Origin of the sequence: Sphingomonas sp. SORGH_AS_0438 (assembly GCF_031453475.1) — a bacterium.
In the GTDB taxonomy this organism is placed as follows: domain Bacteria; phylum Pseudomonadota; class Alphaproteobacteria; order Sphingomonadales; family Sphingomonadaceae; genus Sphingomonas.
Map to the genome: position 1 here is coordinate 2791267 of NZ_JAVIZS010000001.1, position 15875 is coordinate 2807141.

14 protein-coding genes and 1 tRNA gene are annotated in these 15875 nt (G+C 65.3%); 3 read left to right on the top strand and 12 right to left on the bottom strand.

Annotation, left to right across the window (positions count from 1 at the left end):
- Positions 1 to 3 precede the first annotated feature (3 nt).
- The gene (gene cobS / locus QE452_RS12975) at positions 4 to 1008 is read right to left on the bottom strand and encodes a cobaltochelatase subunit CobS (RefSeq protein ID WP_125993466.1); all 1005 of its coding nucleotides are present in this window, start codon (positions 1006 to 1008) and stop codon (positions 4 to 6) included.
- A gap of 134 nt (positions 1009 to 1142) precedes the next feature.
- Here cobS and QE452_RS12980 point away from each other — a divergent pair.
- Positions 1143 to 1219: transfer RNA gene (locus QE452_RS12980), tRNA-Arg, on the top strand.
- Between the two features lie 138 nt (positions 1220 to 1357).
- Here the strand turns inward: QE452_RS12980 and QE452_RS12985 are convergent.
- The 8 genes from QE452_RS12985 to QE452_RS13020 all read right to left on the bottom strand — a co-directional run bounded on the left by QE452_RS12985 (position 1358) and on the right by QE452_RS13020 (position 11501).
- Positions 1358 to 1600, bottom strand: a complete 243-nt coding sequence (locus QE452_RS12985; protein ID WP_309657470.1) for a helix-turn-helix domain-containing protein — start codon at positions 1598 to 1600, stop codon at positions 1358 to 1360.
- A 48-nt stretch (positions 1601 to 1648) separates the two neighbouring features.
- The gene (locus QE452_RS12990; protein WP_309730134.1) at positions 1649 to 2809 is read right to left on the bottom strand and encodes a site-specific integrase; all 1161 of its coding nucleotides are present in this window, start codon (positions 2807 to 2809) and stop codon (positions 1649 to 1651) included.
- Between the two features lie 205 nt (positions 2810 to 3014).
- The gene (locus QE452_RS12995; protein ID WP_309657468.1) at positions 3015 to 4229 is read right to left on the bottom strand and encodes a hypothetical protein; all 1215 of its coding nucleotides are present in this window, start codon (positions 4227 to 4229) and stop codon (positions 3015 to 3017) included.
- 523 nt (positions 4230 to 4752) lie between these two features.
- Positions 4753 to 5325 (bottom strand): hypothetical protein, encoded by a 573-nt coding sequence (locus QE452_RS13000; RefSeq protein WP_309657467.1) that lies wholly within the window; start codon positions 5323 to 5325, stop codon positions 4753 to 4755.
- Positions 5326 to 5722: 397 nt separating this feature from the next.
- Entirely contained in the window at positions 5723 to 6130 is a 408-nt protein-coding gene (locus QE452_RS13005; protein ID WP_309657466.1) for a hypothetical protein, read from the bottom strand.
- A 317-nt stretch (positions 6131 to 6447) separates the two neighbouring features.
- Entirely contained in the window at positions 6448 to 8391 is a 1944-nt protein-coding gene (locus tag QE452_RS13010; RefSeq protein ID WP_309657465.1) for an ATP-binding protein, read from the bottom strand.
- A 546-nt stretch (positions 8392 to 8937) separates the two neighbouring features.
- On the bottom strand, positions 8938 to 10170 hold the full coding sequence (locus tag QE452_RS13015) for a glycoside hydrolase family 27 protein (protein ID WP_309657464.1): 1233 nt from the start codon (positions 10168 to 10170) through the stop codon (positions 8938 to 8940).
- Complete coding sequence (locus QE452_RS13020) at positions 10167 to 11501, bottom strand: cellulase family glycosylhydrolase (RefSeq protein WP_309657463.1); 1335 nt, start codon at positions 11499 to 11501, stop codon at positions 10167 to 10169. Before QE452_RS13020 ends, QE452_RS13015 begins: the two co-directional genes overlap by 4 nt.
- A 141-nt stretch (positions 11502 to 11642) precedes the next feature.
- Here QE452_RS13020 and QE452_RS13025 point away from each other — a divergent pair, with 141 nt between their 5' ends.
- Positions 11643 to 12308, top strand: a complete 666-nt coding sequence (locus tag QE452_RS13025; RefSeq protein WP_309657462.1) for a phosphatase PAP2 family protein — start codon at positions 11643 to 11645, stop codon at positions 12306 to 12308.
- Here the strand turns inward: QE452_RS13025 and QE452_RS13030 are convergent.
- Both QE452_RS13030 and galE read right to left on the bottom strand, forming a co-directional pair.
- Positions 12305 to 13126 carry a CoA ester lyase gene (locus QE452_RS13030; RefSeq protein ID WP_309657461.1) on the bottom strand — a complete coding sequence of 274 codons (822 nt, stop codon included), beginning with the start codon at positions 13124 to 13126 and terminating at the stop codon, positions 12305 to 12307. The two genes, QE452_RS13025 and QE452_RS13030, sit on opposite strands and share 4 nt — an antisense overlap.
- On the bottom strand, positions 13123 to 14124 hold the full coding sequence (gene galE / locus QE452_RS13035; protein WP_309657460.1) for a UDP-glucose 4-epimerase GalE: 1002 nt from the start codon (positions 14122 to 14124) through the stop codon (positions 13123 to 13125). Before galE ends, QE452_RS13030 begins: the two co-directional genes overlap by 4 nt.
- 86 nt (positions 14125 to 14210) lie before the next feature.
- Here galE and msrA point away from each other — a divergent pair, with 86 nt between their 5' ends.
- A complete protein-coding gene (gene msrA, locus QE452_RS13040; protein ID WP_125993301.1) occupies positions 14211 to 14747 on the top strand; it encodes a peptide-methionine (S)-S-oxide reductase MsrA in 537 nt (178 codons plus the stop codon).
- A 62-nt stretch (positions 14748 to 14809) separates the two neighbouring features.
- On the opposite strand, the gene mmsB is transcribed toward msrA, so the two are convergent.
- Positions 14810 to 15679, bottom strand: coding sequence for a 3-hydroxyisobutyrate dehydrogenase (gene mmsB, locus QE452_RS13045; protein ID WP_309657459.1), 870 nt, complete (start codon positions 15677 to 15679; stop codon positions 14810 to 14812).
- Positions 15680 to 15875 lie beyond the last annotated feature (196 nt).

Here is a 15875-nt window from a genome sequence, read left to right on the forward strand (position 1 = left end):
CGGTCACGCCTTGGCCGCGACGCTCTCGGGCAGGTCCTTGCCGAACACGCGCTGGTAATATTCCGCGACCAGCGGCCGCTCCGCCTCGTCGCACTTGTTCAGGAACGACAGGCGGAAGGCTAGGCCGACATCGTTGAAGATCAACGCGTTCTGCGCCCAGGTGATGACCGTGCGCGGGCTCATCACCGTCGAGATGTCGCCATTGACGAAGCCCTTGCGCGTCAGGTCGGCGACCCGGACCATGTTGTCGACCACCGCCTTGCCATCGGGCTTGTCATATTCGCCCGACTTGGCGAGCACGATCCGCGCCTCGATCGCGGCGGGCAGGTAGTTGAGCGTGACGACGATGTTCCAGCGGTCCATCTGACCCTGGTTGATCTGCTGCGTGCCGTGATACAGGCCGCTGGTATCGCCCAGGCCCACCGTATTGGCGGTGGCGAACAGGCGGAACCACTTGTTCGGGCGGATCACGCGGTTCTGGTCGAGCAGCGTCAGCTTGCCCTCCGTCTCCAGCACGCGCTGGATCACGAACATCACGTCCGGCCGGCCGGCATCATATTCGTCGAAGACGAGCGCGGTCGGGGTCTGGAGCGCCCAGGGCAGCAGCCCCTCGCGGAACTCGGTCACCTGCTGTCCGTCGCGCAGCACGATGGCGTCGCGTCCGATCAGGTCGATCCGGCTGATATGCGCGTCCAGGTTGATGCGGATGCACGGCCATTTCAGCCGCGCCGCGACCTGTTCGATATGCGTCGACTTGCCGGTGCCGTGATAGCCCTGGACCATCACGCGCCGGTTGTGCGCGAAGCCCGCCAGCACCGCCAGCGTGGTATCGCGGTCGAAGACATAGGCGGGGTCGAGATCGGGCACCCGCTCGTCCGCTTCGGAAAAGGCGGGGACCTCCATGTCGAGGTCGATGCCGAACATCTCGCGCACGCCGACCATCTTGTCGGGGGCGTCGAGGATGGTGGTGTCCCGGCTGTCGGGCTGTGCGTTGGGGATATCGGTCATGGCCATGGCGACAAACGCCTTAAGCCGATCGCGGCTCCCTACTCAACCGGCTGGATCATGCGTGATGCGCGGATTTTTTCCGCAACAAAGGGCTTGCGCCCCTCACCGCCCCGGACTAGAGGGCCACCTCCCAAGCGCCCGTAGCTCAGCTGGATAGAGCATCAGACTACGAATCTGAGGGTCGGACGTTCGAATCGTTCCGGGCGCGCCAAGGGACAACAGCCCCCCGCCAAGCTAAGTGCTTGAGCGGGGGTTTGTTTTTTTGGGTTGCCCCGCCTGCTCTGGGGCTTGGAGCGATCGCCTCAGCGGGGAGGGTGGACGGCTTGCCCACCACTATCCCCTTTTCCAGTCACGCCTGCGTCTCCGTCGAATGGCGTGACTGCATTGCCACGTTGTTCAGCCGACGCCTGCCGGTGATGTAGGCAGTCAGGTCCTCCCGCCGATAGCGGATGCTGCGCACGCCCAGCTGGGCGAAGGCTGGCCCCTCACCGATCGCGCGCCAATAGGCGAGCGTCTTGGGCGAGACGCTCAGGCAGGCTGCCGCCTCGGTCGTGGTGAGGAGGGCGGGGAGGTCGGGGTCGATCAGGCTCATCAAAATCTCCGGAAAAAACGAGGCTGCACGACGGTGCAGCCCCGGAGGTCAAGCAGCAGCCTCGAGCAGCCATGCCGTCGAAGCGATCGCAGCGGTTTCGGTCAGCCGCTGCGGCTGGAAATGCGCATACTTCTGCGTGGTCGCGAGCCCGCGATGCCCCAGGATCGCCCCTATCTCGTTCAGAGGGGTGCCGGCGTTCGCCAGCCGGGATGCCATGCTGTGGCGGAGGTCGTGGATGCGCAGGTCCGGGGGCAATCTTGCAGCTTCCTTGGTCCGAGCCCAGATGCGACGCAGATCCTCGATGGGTCGCCCTGCCACGGTGCCCGGAAAGACGAACTGCTCATCCTCCCTGCAGCGGCGGCGCTGGAGCCGCAGCAGGCCGATCGCCGCCGGGGCGAGCGGTATGCGGCGGGGACGTCCGTTCTTCGATCGCGGGACGAGCAGTTCCGCACGATCGAAATCGACGTGACGCCATTCGGCCTTCGTCACCTCGGATTTGCGTGCGCCGGTCACCATGAGCAACCCCAGAGCAGTGGCGGCTGACGGGTTCTGATCGTTCTTCAGTGCGTCAATGACGCGCTTGTCCTGTTCGAGGGTCAGAAATTGCTCACGGTGGTGTTCGGGTAGCATTCCCGGCGCGCTGGCGGGGTTGGGGCCGGTGTAGATGCCCGAGCGCAGGGCACGATTGTAGAGCGCGCGGAGCGTCGCCAGATGGCGGTTCACGGTGCCTGGAGCGAGGCCCTGAGTGACCAGCCAGGCTTTGAACGCGCTGACATCGGCCCACGTGACTTCGTCGAGCGCCTTGTTGCCTAGACGCCGCTTGATGCGGGCAGCATAGGCGTTCAGGTTCTGATGGCTCCGCAGTCGCTGCCGGGCGTCCGGGAGGTAGTGGTCATCGATGTACACGGCGACGGTCAGGATGGCGCGCAGCGCCGCCTTCTCCGCCACCGGGTCGGCCCCAAGGGAAACCTGTGCGGAAAGCTCCCTGGCTTTCCGCCTCGCCTGATCGAGGGTAATCGTCCCGAGCTTCCCGATCCTCAACTCCTTTTGGCGTCCCCGCTGGTCACGGAAACGGAAATAGAACGTGACACCACTGACGCGGCGTTCGGCGACGACGCCGGTGACGGCGGCGTCGAATAGGCGTACTTTGACCTTACCGGCCGGCAGAGGGTCACGCAGAAGTTGCGCAGTCAGATGAACGGCTGGCACGACTTGCTCCAAATCCTGAGGGCGTGGCCACAGAAGCGCGACCACCCAAGGATGACATGCGACTGAAATCCCCAGCAGCGGCGGGCGGAGAGCTCGCCAGGAGTCGGGCCAGTCAGTCTCCTACAGGGGTTTCTCGGACGCGATTTTGGGAAGCGGTCGAGAAGGCTTCGGGCCTTCTCTCCCTGTCCCCTCATTCCTCCCTCCCTCATCCCCTCAGCCTGAACGGATACTCACCGTTCCAGTCGGGCGCTGCCATGCCGTACTCGGGCGCGAGGCAGCAGATGCCGGGGGAGGCTCCCTGCACCAGAGGGCCGCCGGGAGCCCTGAGGGCGTCCACTGCGTCTCGGACCTTGGTGCCCTTGCGAAGCCCCTTGAGATGAACGATGCCATCGCTCAGGATGCCGTTCAGCACCCGACGCGCATCATCGGCGGCGGCCGCACTTGGGCGATAGCCACTCCCAACGGGCACGCGTTCGGCAATCGCCTTGATGGGGTCGAGCAGCGTCAGCAGTTGATCGATGGTGCGTCCGCCCCGCGCCACCTCGCGCACGTGGTCCAGCAGGGTGCAGCACAACTCCCCGGCAGAATTGTAGAGATCCACGGCCAGTTCGACTGCGCCGTTGCCGCCGAACGGCACCCGTTTGCGCTCCCCGGTGCAGTGGAAGATGGCGTCTCGGTGAGGGCACGACACCTCGGTCCGAGGCAATCCGGGGGCCTTGAGATACCCCTTGCTGATTGGCCCGCGTTTCAATGTGGTGAAATGCCACGTCGGCGACCGGCCCGCACCAGTCGTGCAGTCGTAGTCCCGCTGCCAACTCCTGCGGGAGCCCTTGGGCGGCACCTTGCAAGACGCCCTGACCACGTCTTCCGCATTGGAACAGGCGAGGTCGTGACAGACTTCGCCCCCTCGCAGCCAAATGGCACCTTCCACCTGCTGACAGCCGGGCAGGTTGGACTCGATGGTCTCGCGGAGGGTGTCCACGATCCTCCTGATTGCCTGGAATTGCGCTTCGACGTCCTCCGTCCCCAGCTCCGCTGTCGGCTTGGAAAAGTTCCTCTTGCCGTCCAGGCCGATGGCGGATTGCGGGATCGAGTGCCTCTGCCTGAGCACGCTCTGGAGGTTCGTCTCCACGGTGCTGCCGGAGGTGATGATGAGCCCGTCATCAATTTCTCGGACGTGGAGAACCACCGTCGCGGTTGCCTCGATGTCACCATCAAGCCGCGCAGTGACCGAGAATTTCAGCGGGGCGGATGGTCTGACGCCGGGACGCAGCATACCATCGCTGATCAGCCCGGAGATCAGACGCTGCCTGCCATCAGGCCCGGTGAACCGATAGCGGATCATCAGACCAAATCTCACGTAGTCGAAGACAACGAGATCGCCTTCTTCGTGCCCGCCAGTTGACGTGACGGCTGCCATCAGGAAATCACAATGCCTTCAGACGGGCATCCTCCCGCTGAGTGAAAAATGCTTGTGCGGAAACTCACTTATTCCTCCTGTCTTTCAAAGGAGGAGCCCAACTAGTGGCGAAAAGACTGTGGCACCACCCCATGAAGAATGAGGGGTTTAAGCGCGCCGCGTCGGCAAACGCCGACCCTTGTGGGCATCGGCGACGGGGAGGCAGAATCAGCACCTTCCAAAATTGCGCAAAAAATGGGAAAAAATGCGACGAACCGATTGCGAACTGCATTTTTGATTGGCCGGGACGTCTGGGTCCCGGCCGGATTCTCACTTGCCTGCCCGAATCACTTTGCGACTCGGGTCAGTTGCACCACGATTTTGATGAAGGCGGTGTCACCTGCAGATTTGGAGGGAGGGTGTCTCAACAAAGACCGAGTGAGGTCGGTGAGGTCCAGTTTCAGCAGTTTCATGTTGGCATTTCTTTGGGTAGTACAATCAGGGCGGCAGGCCAGTCGACGCGTCGACTGGCGATCACCTTCCGCTAGCCGGCATGAGAGGCTCCGAAAATCGCGTATGCCCCGAAGGCCCCCGGCACCGCGCACGTGCCGGGCGTCGCGTCCGGCCCCATTGCGATGCGCCACGCCTCAAACCGGGCTTTGACCGCTTCGAAGGGACGAAGCAGGTCAGCGTCCTGGACATGAATGGCTTCGAAGACGATCGGCACGCCTGAGAACAGGCCGTGCGCGGTCAGCAAGGTGGGATTGTCCCGTGCCTTCTCGAATGACCACACGGGCACCAAGCTTTGCGGTTTTGGAACCGGGGTGAACGGGTGCTTCGCAGCCTTTTCCGCTGCCTCGACCACCATCGAACCGAGGTCACGCCGCAGAGTGGCCAGCGTGTCGTCCAACCCAGTTGGGAGCACCAGTGGTGCCTCCAGCCGATGGATGGCCAGCACGCCAAGGTCGACTAGCAAATCCAAAATGCGGCGCAGTCGACAGGTTTCGGCGTCATTCAAATCCGCGCTAATCGCGAACAGTTGGGCATCATGGCATCGGGCGTAGGTCAACAGGCGGGGCCGGCGCTGGTCAGCGTTTGGAGTGGGGTGGGTATTCATTTGCGTGTCCTGGAATGAGCCCCGTCCAGCAGGGCTCAATGATGACATGCGGTTGAAGAGGCTGGCAGGCACAGGCCTCACTCCGAGCGTCGGCAAAAACGCGGCAGAAATGAGCATATTGCGGCTCCGGAAGGTCCAGCCATACCGGCAACGATTGCGTGAAAGCGGAGGTGGAGCGTGGAAACCGCAAAATGTTCCCGAACCGATCGCAGCAATGCGGCTGGGCAGTGGGCGCGCATCTCTAAGGTCTTGGTTCAAAGGCGTACCCGCCCGACAGGTACCCGTCGTCAGCTTGTAGCAGGCGACACGATCGGGGGGGGGGCGAAGGACCACGGCCTAGCGTGAGCAACGAATCAAAAAAGATCCGGTCGCTAGCGCGGCCGGATCTCCATAGTCTCTACTGACTCAGACGTTCTGCCGTCAGACGAATGCTGGCAGTCACATTTGGTTCTTGGTCCGCGATCATACGGGGAATTAGGTATTGAGGACCGCCACTGTTTCCCTCAATGATGACGAACCAAGCAAATCGCCGATCGTCAACCCATTGAGCAATGTCGAACCATCCAGAGGCGGCTTCAAGCATTGACAATCGCCTATCTTCGCTTGTTTCGAGAGAGAAAACCTCTGCCAAATCTTCATGTGTCTCTATTAAGAAAATTGGACCGCCAAATAATTCACTGAACAAAGCCTGAAAAACATCTATGTCATTCTGATCAAAAGAACTCGAGATTTTTCCTAAAATGATCTTCGAAGTATTTTCGGGCAGAATAGACTGTAGCTGCATTACATCATTTATGACCTTCATCGTTTTCCTCCGCTGTGCTTGCATGCGGAGTGATGATATTTCCGTATACGGCCGGACTGCGGCGTTCAGGCCAGAGGTTCAGATGATGTAATATTGTACAAAATAGCCTTTCTGTTGGCATCCGAGTCTAATAGATTGGAAAATGTATCATCAAATCTGAAAGTTGCCGTTCGTTCATCTTGAACTATGCGGTGCCGTCGCTGTGCTTCACAGGTCGGTTGCTGCGTCGATCGGCACCGGGTGCGCCATCATGGCGTCGAGCAGGGCGTCGTCGGTCAGCGAGTTGTCGCCGAGGCCGTCCGATCGGCCTCCGCGCGCTACATGTTGGCCGCCGCGCCCTCATACAGCGAAGGCTGCGCCGGACCGGGCGGGTTCACGAAGTCGTCGATCTCCTGCCCGTTGAGAAACGGCGCATCCTTCAGCGACGCATACAGGTTCAACATGCGGCTTTCGGCGCGCCTGATGAAGTTCTCGAAGGTCATGCCCTTCGTTGTCATGCGCCCCTGCACCATCGGTTCGGTGTCCATCATGTCCAACTCGGACCCGAGCACGAAGCACGTGACCTTGGTGCCGTCGGATATCTGCCCTATCCTGCGAAGCTCGCGGGCATACTTCCTCGCCTGCTCCATCTGCTCGTCCCTGATGACGATGCCCGGACGCTTCAGTTCGACAATCACGAGGTGATCGACCCCATAGGGTTCGCCGTCGTCCTGCCCATAAGCCGGACGGCTATAGAGCCCTACGCTGCTGTCCGGCAGGATGGCGAAGTCGGGGCGGTTCCTGGTGGGCTTGCCGTCCATCGCCTCCACGTCGCCCTTAAACAGCTTCGTTATCACCGTCGCCATCGTCATATTCGAGGTGAACTCGATCGTCTCATATTCAGGGCCGAACGCCCACAGCGACTGATTGAACAGCGGCTGCAAATCCTGGACCTCGTCCGCCCCCTTGTCGCGAAGCGTCTCGTGCATCTGACGGATCAGCTTCAGTCGGACCTGGATCTGGTCTAGCGCATCCTTGGCGACATGCAGCGTCCAATCGGACAGCAGCTGGTTGAGCGAATCCAGATCCCCCGGCGGAAGGTCGTGCAGCTTGCCCAGCAGCGCATACTTCGACGACGAGAGTTCGAGTCTCGCCAGGATTCCCGACACCTGGCTCAGCTCGTCGGTGGTCAGGCTGGGGCAGCTCTCCGCCACTTTGTCGACGAAGACCCTGACCCGCTCCCGACTGAGCGGCGGCAGGATACGCGCAACGCCGTCGATCCGCTCGTGGACCTCCGTCTTCAACTCCGCCTTCCGGCTGGAAACCGCGTCGGCGACCAGCTCGCGGATGTGCCCGACGACGACGGAACGCGCCTCCTTCCAGGCGTCGTCGCTGGGATCGAAGTCCGACCAGTCGGCCTTCACCGAATTCTCGAGGAAATCCGCGAGCACGATGAAGGTGAAGCGCTTCGCCTCACTCGTCCGACCGTCGATGACGGTCATGAGGTCGGTGCCCCGCCATCTGCAGTCGCCGACGAGGCGATTGTTGACCCACCATGCAATCCCATGCTGCCGCGTCGTCTTGTCCGCCTTCTGCCCGTCGATCATCAGCACCCGGGCGGTGCCGAGACCGGGCACCTCCACGTCCGACCAGGCGACTTGGTCGTCGGACAGGTCCTCGAAGCTGACTGGTGTGCCGTCGACGGTCACGACGAAGCCCGGATCTGTGAGGAAGCGCGAACCGATGATCTCGCGCGCCTGACCGGCGTTGAACCCAAGCGGTGCGTCGCTGCCGGTGATCTCCGTCCCATGCCCCTGCACGTCGTCGGCGATCTTGACCTGATCGACGTCGAACGCCCGGTCCATCGTGCGGCAGCGCGAGACGACGAACTGGGCCTCGGTCCCGTCGCGCCAGGTCCTGACGCGATACGGGTCGCCGAACAGGAAGGCTGCATGACGCCCCTTGCCGTTCTTACCGTAGACGGTTCTCGGCAGGGCGTTCGGCAGATCCGGCGGCGGAACGCTCCGACCGCCCTGCTCCTCGATCCGGTCGTAATTGAGCATCCGCCATCGCAGCATGAAGTCGCCGGGCCGCATGCCGCCCCCGTCATCGCGGATCCTGAATGGCCGCCCTTCACGGGGCCAATCGATGTCGACGCGCGTCGCGTGCGCATCCCAGGCGTTTGCTACCAGTTCGACGATGGCGACGGACGGATCGGCTATGATCGGTCCGGCATACTGCGTAAGGAACTTGTCGCCGAAGAGCATGCCGCTGCTCGCCATTCCAAAACATCCCCCCGAACATCGCTCCAAGATCCCGGACGATAGGCGTGCATAATGCGCGGTGGCAATGTCGCTCACCGACAAAACTCCTTCCATCTGCGCGGAAGGCTGGTCGAGTAGGCATAATAGGCTTGCCCGCCATGCGCACAGGTCCAGCGCGACGCCGGATCCGCCAGCGCCAGAAACTTCGGCACCACCAGCGTGGCCGCCGCGAATGCGGCATCGTCGAGGACGGTACTTTCGCAGGCCCCCCCACCATCCTCCCGTTCTCTATAGTCCCTCCAAGCCGGATTTGGCTTCACGAGCTTTCGGCTGAGATGACCGTCTTATCGTATTGGACCCCATGAGTGCAGCTTTGTGTGCATAGGGCGTGACGCCCAACCTACTACGAATCTGAGGGTCGGACGTTCGAATCGTTCCGGGCGCGCCATTCTCCTTCCCAGCGGTTTCCCGCGGAGGTGATGGCCTTGGGTCTAGGCCTTTATGACTGTCCGTCGCCATCCCCGGATGGGGATGACGTCGGCCCCCTTTCCATCCATGGGCCGTTCAAGGGGCCAGCCGCACCATCACCACGCCATGCGGGGCGACCTCGGCTTCGTAGCGGCCGGACAGGAGGCCGAGATCGCGATGCGCCCACAGGTCGCGTCCCCGCAGCCGAACCGTCGCGGGCAGGCCCAGGCTGGTCCAGTCGGCAGCGATCCGCACCGGCACCTCGCCACGATTCCACAGCAGCAGCGTGCGCCCGCCATCGGCCATGGGCTTCATCCAGACCTCCTGCGGGCCGTTGCGCATCACGCGATGCCCCTGCGCCCCCAGCCGGTCCTGGTCGATGGCGATCACCTCGCGGTTGAGCAGGATGGCGCGGGTCGCATCCGACATGGCGGCGACGTCGTTGCCGGCGATCAGCGGCGCGGCCATCATCGCCCAGAGCGAAAAATGCGCGCGATATTCGGTATCGCTCAGCCCGCCATTGCCGACCTCCAGCATGTCCGGGTCGTTCCAATGGCCGGGGCCGGCAAAGGGCCAGAGCGGCTCGTTCCTGTCGACGATCGACGCGACGCCCCAGCTATGGCCGTGCTTCCCCTCCCATCGGTCGGTGATGTCGCCGGTGGTGCGCCACAGATTGCCGATCTTCGCCGCCCAGAGCCATGGCCGGGAATTGCCCCATTCGCACAGAGAGAACAGGATCGGCCGCCCGGTCGCGCGCAGCGCATCCGCCATGGTGGCATAGGCCTCCTCGGCGTTGCGGACGCCCGACGAACACCAGTCATATTTCAGATAGTCGACGCCCCAGCGCGCATATTGCAGCGCGTCCTGATATTCATGCCCCTGGCTGCCCGGCCGGCCGCCGCAGGTCCTGGTGCCCGCGTCGGAATAGATGCCGAACTTCAGCCCCCTGGCATGGATATAGTCGCCCAGCGCCTTCAACCCGCCGGGAAAGCGCTGGCGATCCTCGGTGATGAAGCCATCGGCGTCGCGCGTGCCGTGCCAGCAATCGTCGATGACGATATAGGCATAGCCCGCCGCCTTCATGCCGTTCGCCGCGATCGCATCGGCGGTGCGGCGGATCACCTCCTCGTTCACGGTGCAGCCGAACTTGTTCCAGCTGTTCCAGCCCATGGGCGGGGTCTGGGCCAGGCCGTTGGCGGTGCGCTTCGGGTCCTGCGACGGCGCCAGCAGATTGGGATCGGCGTCCAGCACCTCCTGCGCCGGCGCGGGGACCGCCGCCTGGAGCAGCAGGCCGGCCAGGGCCAGGCGGGACAGGATGGTGCGGATCATGTCCGCGTCCGTGGCAGCCGCGCGACGGCGGCGGCATGGTCGGCGACGATGCGGACGGTCGTGTCGCCGGTGAAGATGCCGTACCAACCCTGGGGCTCGTGCGGGGGGTCGCCCATATAGTGGCGGTCGCCGTCGCGGAACCGATAGTCGGGATGCTCCGCCCGCGCCTCGCCGTTCCAGGCCCAGAAATTGGTGCCCGCGATCGGCCCGCCCCGCGCCATGTCGCGCAGCGCCGCCGCATAGATCAGCCGGTAGAACCGGTCCTTATAGCCGGTCGCGACCCGGGGATCGTTGCTGCCCCCGTCGCGCGGATAGCCGAATTCCTCGATCACCAGCGGCTTGTCGAGTTGCCGGGCAAGCTCGACATGCCGGGCGATATATGCCTCGGTCAGCGTCTCGCCGCGCGGATAGGTGTTGGCGAGGTCGGTCTGCTTCACCCAGTCCCAATTGTTGGGCCAGATATGCGCGGTGAGATAGTCGATCTCCGCCAGGCCATGTTCGGCGAGCAGGATATCGGGCCGCTCCAGCGTGCCCTTCAGCCCTTCCGACCCGGTGCAGACCAGATGGTTGGGATCGATCGACTTGATCAGCCGGGCGCTGTCGCGGACCCAGAGGGTGAACTGCTCGACATCGGCATGATCCGCATCGCCGGCCGGGCGCGGCTCGTTGGCGAGCTGCCATGCCATGATCGTCGGATCATCCGCATAGCGCCGGCCGGTCGCGCTGCTGGTCCGCGACACCAAGGTGCGGATCCAGTCGCGATACAGGCCGGTCGCGCGCGCATCGCCATAGAATTGCGCATTGAAATTGGCGAAGGCCGGCCAGGGATGCGCCGGGTCGTTCATGTCCAGATAGCGGCCGCCATTGACGTAGGACAAATAGGTCATCATCCCGCCCGACCATTCCCAGAAATTGGTCAGGTACAGCACGGCGCGCATGTCGCGCTTCGCCATCTCCGCCAGCGCATGGTCCAGCCCGGCGAGCAGCGTCGCATTGGTGGTGGTCGCGGTGCGGAAGCCCGGCTTGATCGCGTTGCGCAGCGGTCCTTCCTCGGCGGAGGCGAGGATGCGCAGATTGGTGACGCCCATGGCCTTCAGCGCGTCCAGCTCGCGCCCTAGCCGCGCGCGGTCGCCATAGGGGGCGTCGGCCCCCAGATAGGCGGCATACCACATGTTCGTGCCGACGAAGCGATAGGGCTGGTCGCCGACCATCAGGCGCATCCCCTCGCGCCGGACGAAGCCGGGCGACGCGGCGGCGGGTGCGGGCGGCAGGGTGGCGCATCCCGCCAACAGCGTGGCGGCTCCCAGAAATCCGCGACGATCCATGCTCATATCCGCCCCTCTCCCGCCCTGATGATCGACGGGCATAACCGCCGCATCCGCCATTGGCTCGCGGTATTTGCAGGATAAGCCATCGGAGTTCCGGCACTTTCCCTTTTGCTCCGGCACCCCGTCCTGCCTAAACGGAGCGGCATGTCCGCTTCGCCCCCGACCCGTCGGCTGCCCAGGCCGCTCGCCGCCCTCTCGCTGCTCGCCACCGCCGCTCTGCTGGCCTTGCTGTTCGGTCATTGGCTCGCCCCCGATCCGCTGATGATCGACCGCTCGATCATCCAGGGCCTGCGCGCCTGGGGAGGGCCGAGCTGGCTGCCCGGCGTCGCGGTCGACCTGACCGCGCTCGGCGGCAGCACGGTGGTGACGCTGGTGGTGGTGCTGGTCGCCGGCTTCCTGCTGATGCAGCGGCTGTGGCTGACCGCGCTGGCGCTGGTGCTGGCCACCGCCACCGGCGGGCAGATGGTCTGGCTGATCAAGCGGACCATCGGTCGCGCCCGGCCCGACCTGGTGCCGCATCTGGTCGATGTCTCCAACGCCAGCTTTCCCAGCGGCCATGCGACCAACAGCGCGATCGTCTATCTCACCCTCGCCGCGCTCGCCGCGCAGGTGGTGCGCGACCGCCCCACCCGCCGCTATCTGTTCGGCGCGGCGATCCTGCTGACCGGCGCGATCGGGTCGAGCCGCGTCTATCTGGGCGTCCACTGGCCGTCCGACGTGCTGGCCGGCTGGAGCTTCGGCACGCTCTGGGCGCTGGGCTGGTGGTGGCTGACCGCCCGGATGCGCGCCTCGATCGGCGGCGAGCGCTAGGCGAGCCCCAGGATGCGTCGCGCCTGTTTCAGGTGCGGCGCGTCGACCATCCGGCCGTCGAGTTGCAGCGCGCCCGCGCCCGGATTGGCCGCGAACAGATCGACGATCGCCTGCGCCGCCGTGCGTTCCGCGTCGCTCGGGGTGAAGGCGGCGTTGATGACCGGCACCTGCGCGGGATGGATCGCCATCATTCCCGTGAACCCGTCCCGCCGCCCGCGCGCGGCATAGGCGGCGAGCGCGTCCAGGTCGCGAAAGTCGGGGAACACCGTCTCGATCGCCGCCACGCCCGCGGCATGGGCGCCGAACAGCGTCAGCGTACGGGCGAGCTGATAGGGCGCGGTATAGCCGCCATCCGCCTCGCGCGCGGTGGAGGCGCCGATCGCGGCGGGCAAGTCCTCCGCGCCCCAGGTCAGGCCGGCGAGATGCGGCGCGACACTGGCATAGCTGCCAAGCTGGAAGATCGCCGCAGGCGTCTCGGTCGCGACGGGCAGGATCGGCAGGCCGGCACGCGCCGCCAGGGCCGCGACCGAGCCTGCGCCCTCCGCCTTGGGCAGCATCAGCCCGTCGGGCCTCGCCGGCAGGATCGCCGCCAGATCCTCCTCGACCAGGCCGGAGTCGAGCGGATTGACCCGTACGATCAGCGGCAGCGTGCGCGCTTCCCGCAGGAACCCCGCCACCGCCAGGCGCGCCGCCGGCTTGGCGGCGGCGGCGACCGAATCTTCCAGGTCGAGGATCAGCGCGTCTGCGCCGCAGCCGGCCGCCTTCGCCATCCGTTCCGGCCGGTCGCCCGGCACGAACAGCAGCGAGCGCCAGCTCACCGGCGACGCTCCGCCAGCGCGCGCTCCCAGGCCAGCGCATCGCGGATGATCCCGCCCAGATCGTCATGCGCGGGCCGCCAGTTGAGCGTCGCCAGGATCTTGGCATTGTCGGCGACCAGTTCCGCCGGATCGCCCGCGCGGCGTCCCTCATAGCGACGCTCGATCCGCAGATTGGTGACGCGATCGACCGCGTCGAGCACTTCGTTGACCGAAAAGCCCCGGCCATAGCCGCAATTCATCACATGGCTCTCGCCCGGCTGAGCGACCAGCTTCGCGAGCGCCGCGACATGCGCCGCCGCCAGGTCGGTGACATGGATATAGTCGCGCACGCCGGTGCCGTCGGGCGTCGGGAAGTCGGTGCCGAACACGCCGACACCGTCGCGCTTGCCGGTCGCCGCCTCGACCGCGACCTTGATCAGATGGGTCGCGCCCGCGGTCGACTGGCCCGACCGCCCCGCCGGGTCGGCGCCGGCGACGTTGAAATAGCGCAGCGCGCAATAGTTGATCGGATGCGCCGCCGCGACATCGGCCAGCATCGTCTCGGTCATCAGCTTCGACATGCCGTACGGGTTGATCGGCCGCTTGGGATCGTCCTCGCCGATCGGCATCCGCTCGGGCGTGCCATAGGTGGCGGCGGTCGAGGAGAAGATGAAATGCGGCACCCCCTCCTCGACCGCGCTCTCGATCAGCGCGCGCGAGGCGGCGGTGTTGTTGCGGTAGTATTTGAGCGGGTTGCTGACCGATTCCGGTACGATGATCGATCCGGCGAAATGCATGATCGCGCGCACCCGGTGGTCGCGGATCGCGGCGCGCACCGCCGCCTCGTCCGCCACATCGGCCCGGACGAAGGCGGCGCGCGGATCGACCGCCCAGTCGAAGCCGGTGACGAGGTTGTCGAGCACCACCACGTCATAGCCGGCATCGAGCAGCGCCAGCACGGCATGGCTGCCGATATAGCCGGCCCCGCCGGTCACCATCACCTTGCCGTCGATCGTCATCGCTTCGCTCCAGGGCCCTTATGGGCACGCAGCCCTTTGCGGTGGCGTTAGCGCGTTCCTATCTGGGGGGAAAGGAGACCATCTTCATGACCGAATATGCGACGCTGGCCGGAGGCTGCTTCTGGTGCACCGAGGCGGTGTTCAAAGACGTGATCGGCGTGGAAAGCGTCGAGAGCGGCTATATCGGCGGCACCGTTCCGAATCCGACCTACAAGCAGGTCTGCGGCGGCGACACCGGCCATGCCGAGGCGATCCGCGTCGGCTTCGACCCTGACCGCATCCGCTATGCCGACCTGCTCGACATCTTCTTCGCGACGCACGACCCGACCCAGCTCAACCGCCAGGGCAATGACGTCGGCACGCAATATCGCTCGGCGATCTTCCCCGCCGACGAGACCCAGGCGGCCGAGGCGCGTGCTGCGATCGAGCGTGCCGGCGAGGATCATGGCCGCATCGTCACCACGATCGAGCCGATGAGCGAATGGTATCCGGCCGAGGGCTATCACCAGGATTATTGGGAGACGTCCGGCCGGTCCAATCCCTATTGCATGGCGGTGATCCCGCCCAAGCTCCAGAAGCTGCGCAAGAGCTTCGCCGCCCGGTCGCGCGCGGCGACCGTCTGAGCGTAACATCCTGGTGACGCGCCGGGTGGATGGGCGGTGGTCCGGCACCACCGCCCGGTCCGTTACAGGCTCTGGATGATCCCGGAGAAGTCGACCGGCTCCGGGTTCGCCGCGACGAACGCCTCGTAGAGTTCGGCGGCGCGCGCACCCATCGGCGTGTCCGCCCCGACCTGCGCCGCCGCCTCGCGCGCCAGTCGCAGGTCCTTCAGCATCAGCGCCGCCGCGAACCCGCCCTGATAGTCATGGTCGGCCGGCGTCGTCGGACCGACGCCCGGCACCGGGCAATAGCTGGTCAGCGACCAGCTCTGCCCCGAACTGACCGACGCGATGTCGAAAAAGGCCTGCGCCTCCAGCCCCAGCTTCTCGGCGAGCCCGAACGCCTCGCAAGTGGCGATCATCGTCGCGCCCAGCACCATGTTGTTGCAGATCTTCGCCGCCTGGCCGGCCCCGCTGCCGCCGGCATGGATCACCGCCTTGCCCATCGCCGCCAGATAGGGCCGGGCGCGGTCGAACGCGGCCGGCGCGCCGCCGACCATGAAGGTCAGCGTCCCCGCCGCCGCCGCCGCGATGCCGCCCGACACCGGCGCATCGACCGCCGCGAAACCGCGCGCGGTGGCGGTATCGGCGACGCGGCGCGCGGTGGCGACATCGATCGTCGAACAGTCGATCAGCAGCGCGCCGGGCACCAGCGCCTCCAGGATTTCCGCCTGCACCGCTTCGACATGCCGGCCGGCGGGCAGCATCGTGACGACCGCCTCCGCACCCTCGGCCGCGGCCCGTGCGCTGGCGGCGGGGTGGCAACCGGCCTGTTCGGCGCGCGCCAGTGCCTCGGTGGAAAGGTCGAAGGCGTGGACCTCATGCCCTGCCTTCGCCAGATTCGCGGCCATGCCGCCGCCCATATTGCCCAGTCCGATAAAGGCGATGCGTGCCATGTCGTCGATCCTCTCTCCGGCCGCCGTCCTTGCGGTGGCTCTATTGCATCCCGCCACGCTGGAGGCGGGCCTTCACAAAATCCCCTGCCACCCCGGCGAAGGCCGGGGTCCAGCCGGGAAAGCCATGGTTACGGACCACCGTCCTTCGTCACGCATGTTCCGTGACTGGACCCCGGCCTTCGCCGGGGTGGAAGAA

Bases quoted from the DNA above. Each gene is read 5' to 3' on its own strand.
- cobS (WP_125993466.1), bottom strand. From the start codon at position 1,008: ATGACCGATATCCCCAACGCACAGCCCGACAGCCGGGACACCACCATC.
- QE452_RS12985 (WP_309657470.1), bottom strand. From the start codon at position 1,600: ATGAGCCTGATCGACCCCGACCTCCCCGCCCTCCTCACCACGACCGAG.
- QE452_RS12995 (WP_309657468.1), bottom strand. From the start codon at position 4,229: ATGGCAGCCGTCACGTCAACTGGCGGGCACGAAGAAGGCGATCTCGTT.
- QE452_RS13000 (WP_309657467.1), bottom strand. From the start codon at position 5,325: ATGAATACCCACCCCACTCCAAACGCTGACCAGCGCCGGCCCCGCCTG.
- QE452_RS13005 (WP_309657466.1), bottom strand. From the start codon at position 6,130: ATGAAGGTCATAAATGATGTAATGCAGCTACAGTCTATTCTGCCCGAA.
- QE452_RS13010 (WP_309657465.1), bottom strand. From the start codon at position 8,391: ATGGCGAGCAGCGGCATGCTCTTCGGCGACAAGTTCCTTACGCAGTAT.
- QE452_RS13015 (WP_309657464.1), bottom strand. From the start codon at position 10,170: ATGATCCGCACCATCCTGTCCCGCCTGGCCCTGGCCGGCCTGCTGCTC.
- QE452_RS13020 (WP_309657463.1), bottom strand. From the start codon at position 11,501: ATGAGCATGGATCGTCGCGGATTTCTGGGAGCCGCCACGCTGTTGGCG.
- QE452_RS13025 (WP_309657462.1), top strand. From the start codon at position 11,643: ATGTCCGCTTCGCCCCCGACCCGTCGGCTGCCCAGGCCGCTCGCCGCC.
- galE (WP_309657460.1), bottom strand. From the start codon at position 14,124: ATGACGATCGACGGCAAGGTGATGGTGACCGGCGGGGCCGGCTATATC.
- msrA (WP_125993301.1), top strand. From the start codon at position 14,211: ATGACCGAATATGCGACGCTGGCCGGAGGCTGCTTCTGGTGCACCGAG.
- mmsB (WP_309657459.1), bottom strand. From the start codon at position 15,679: ATGGCACGCATCGCCTTTATCGGACTGGGCAATATGGGCGGCGGCATG.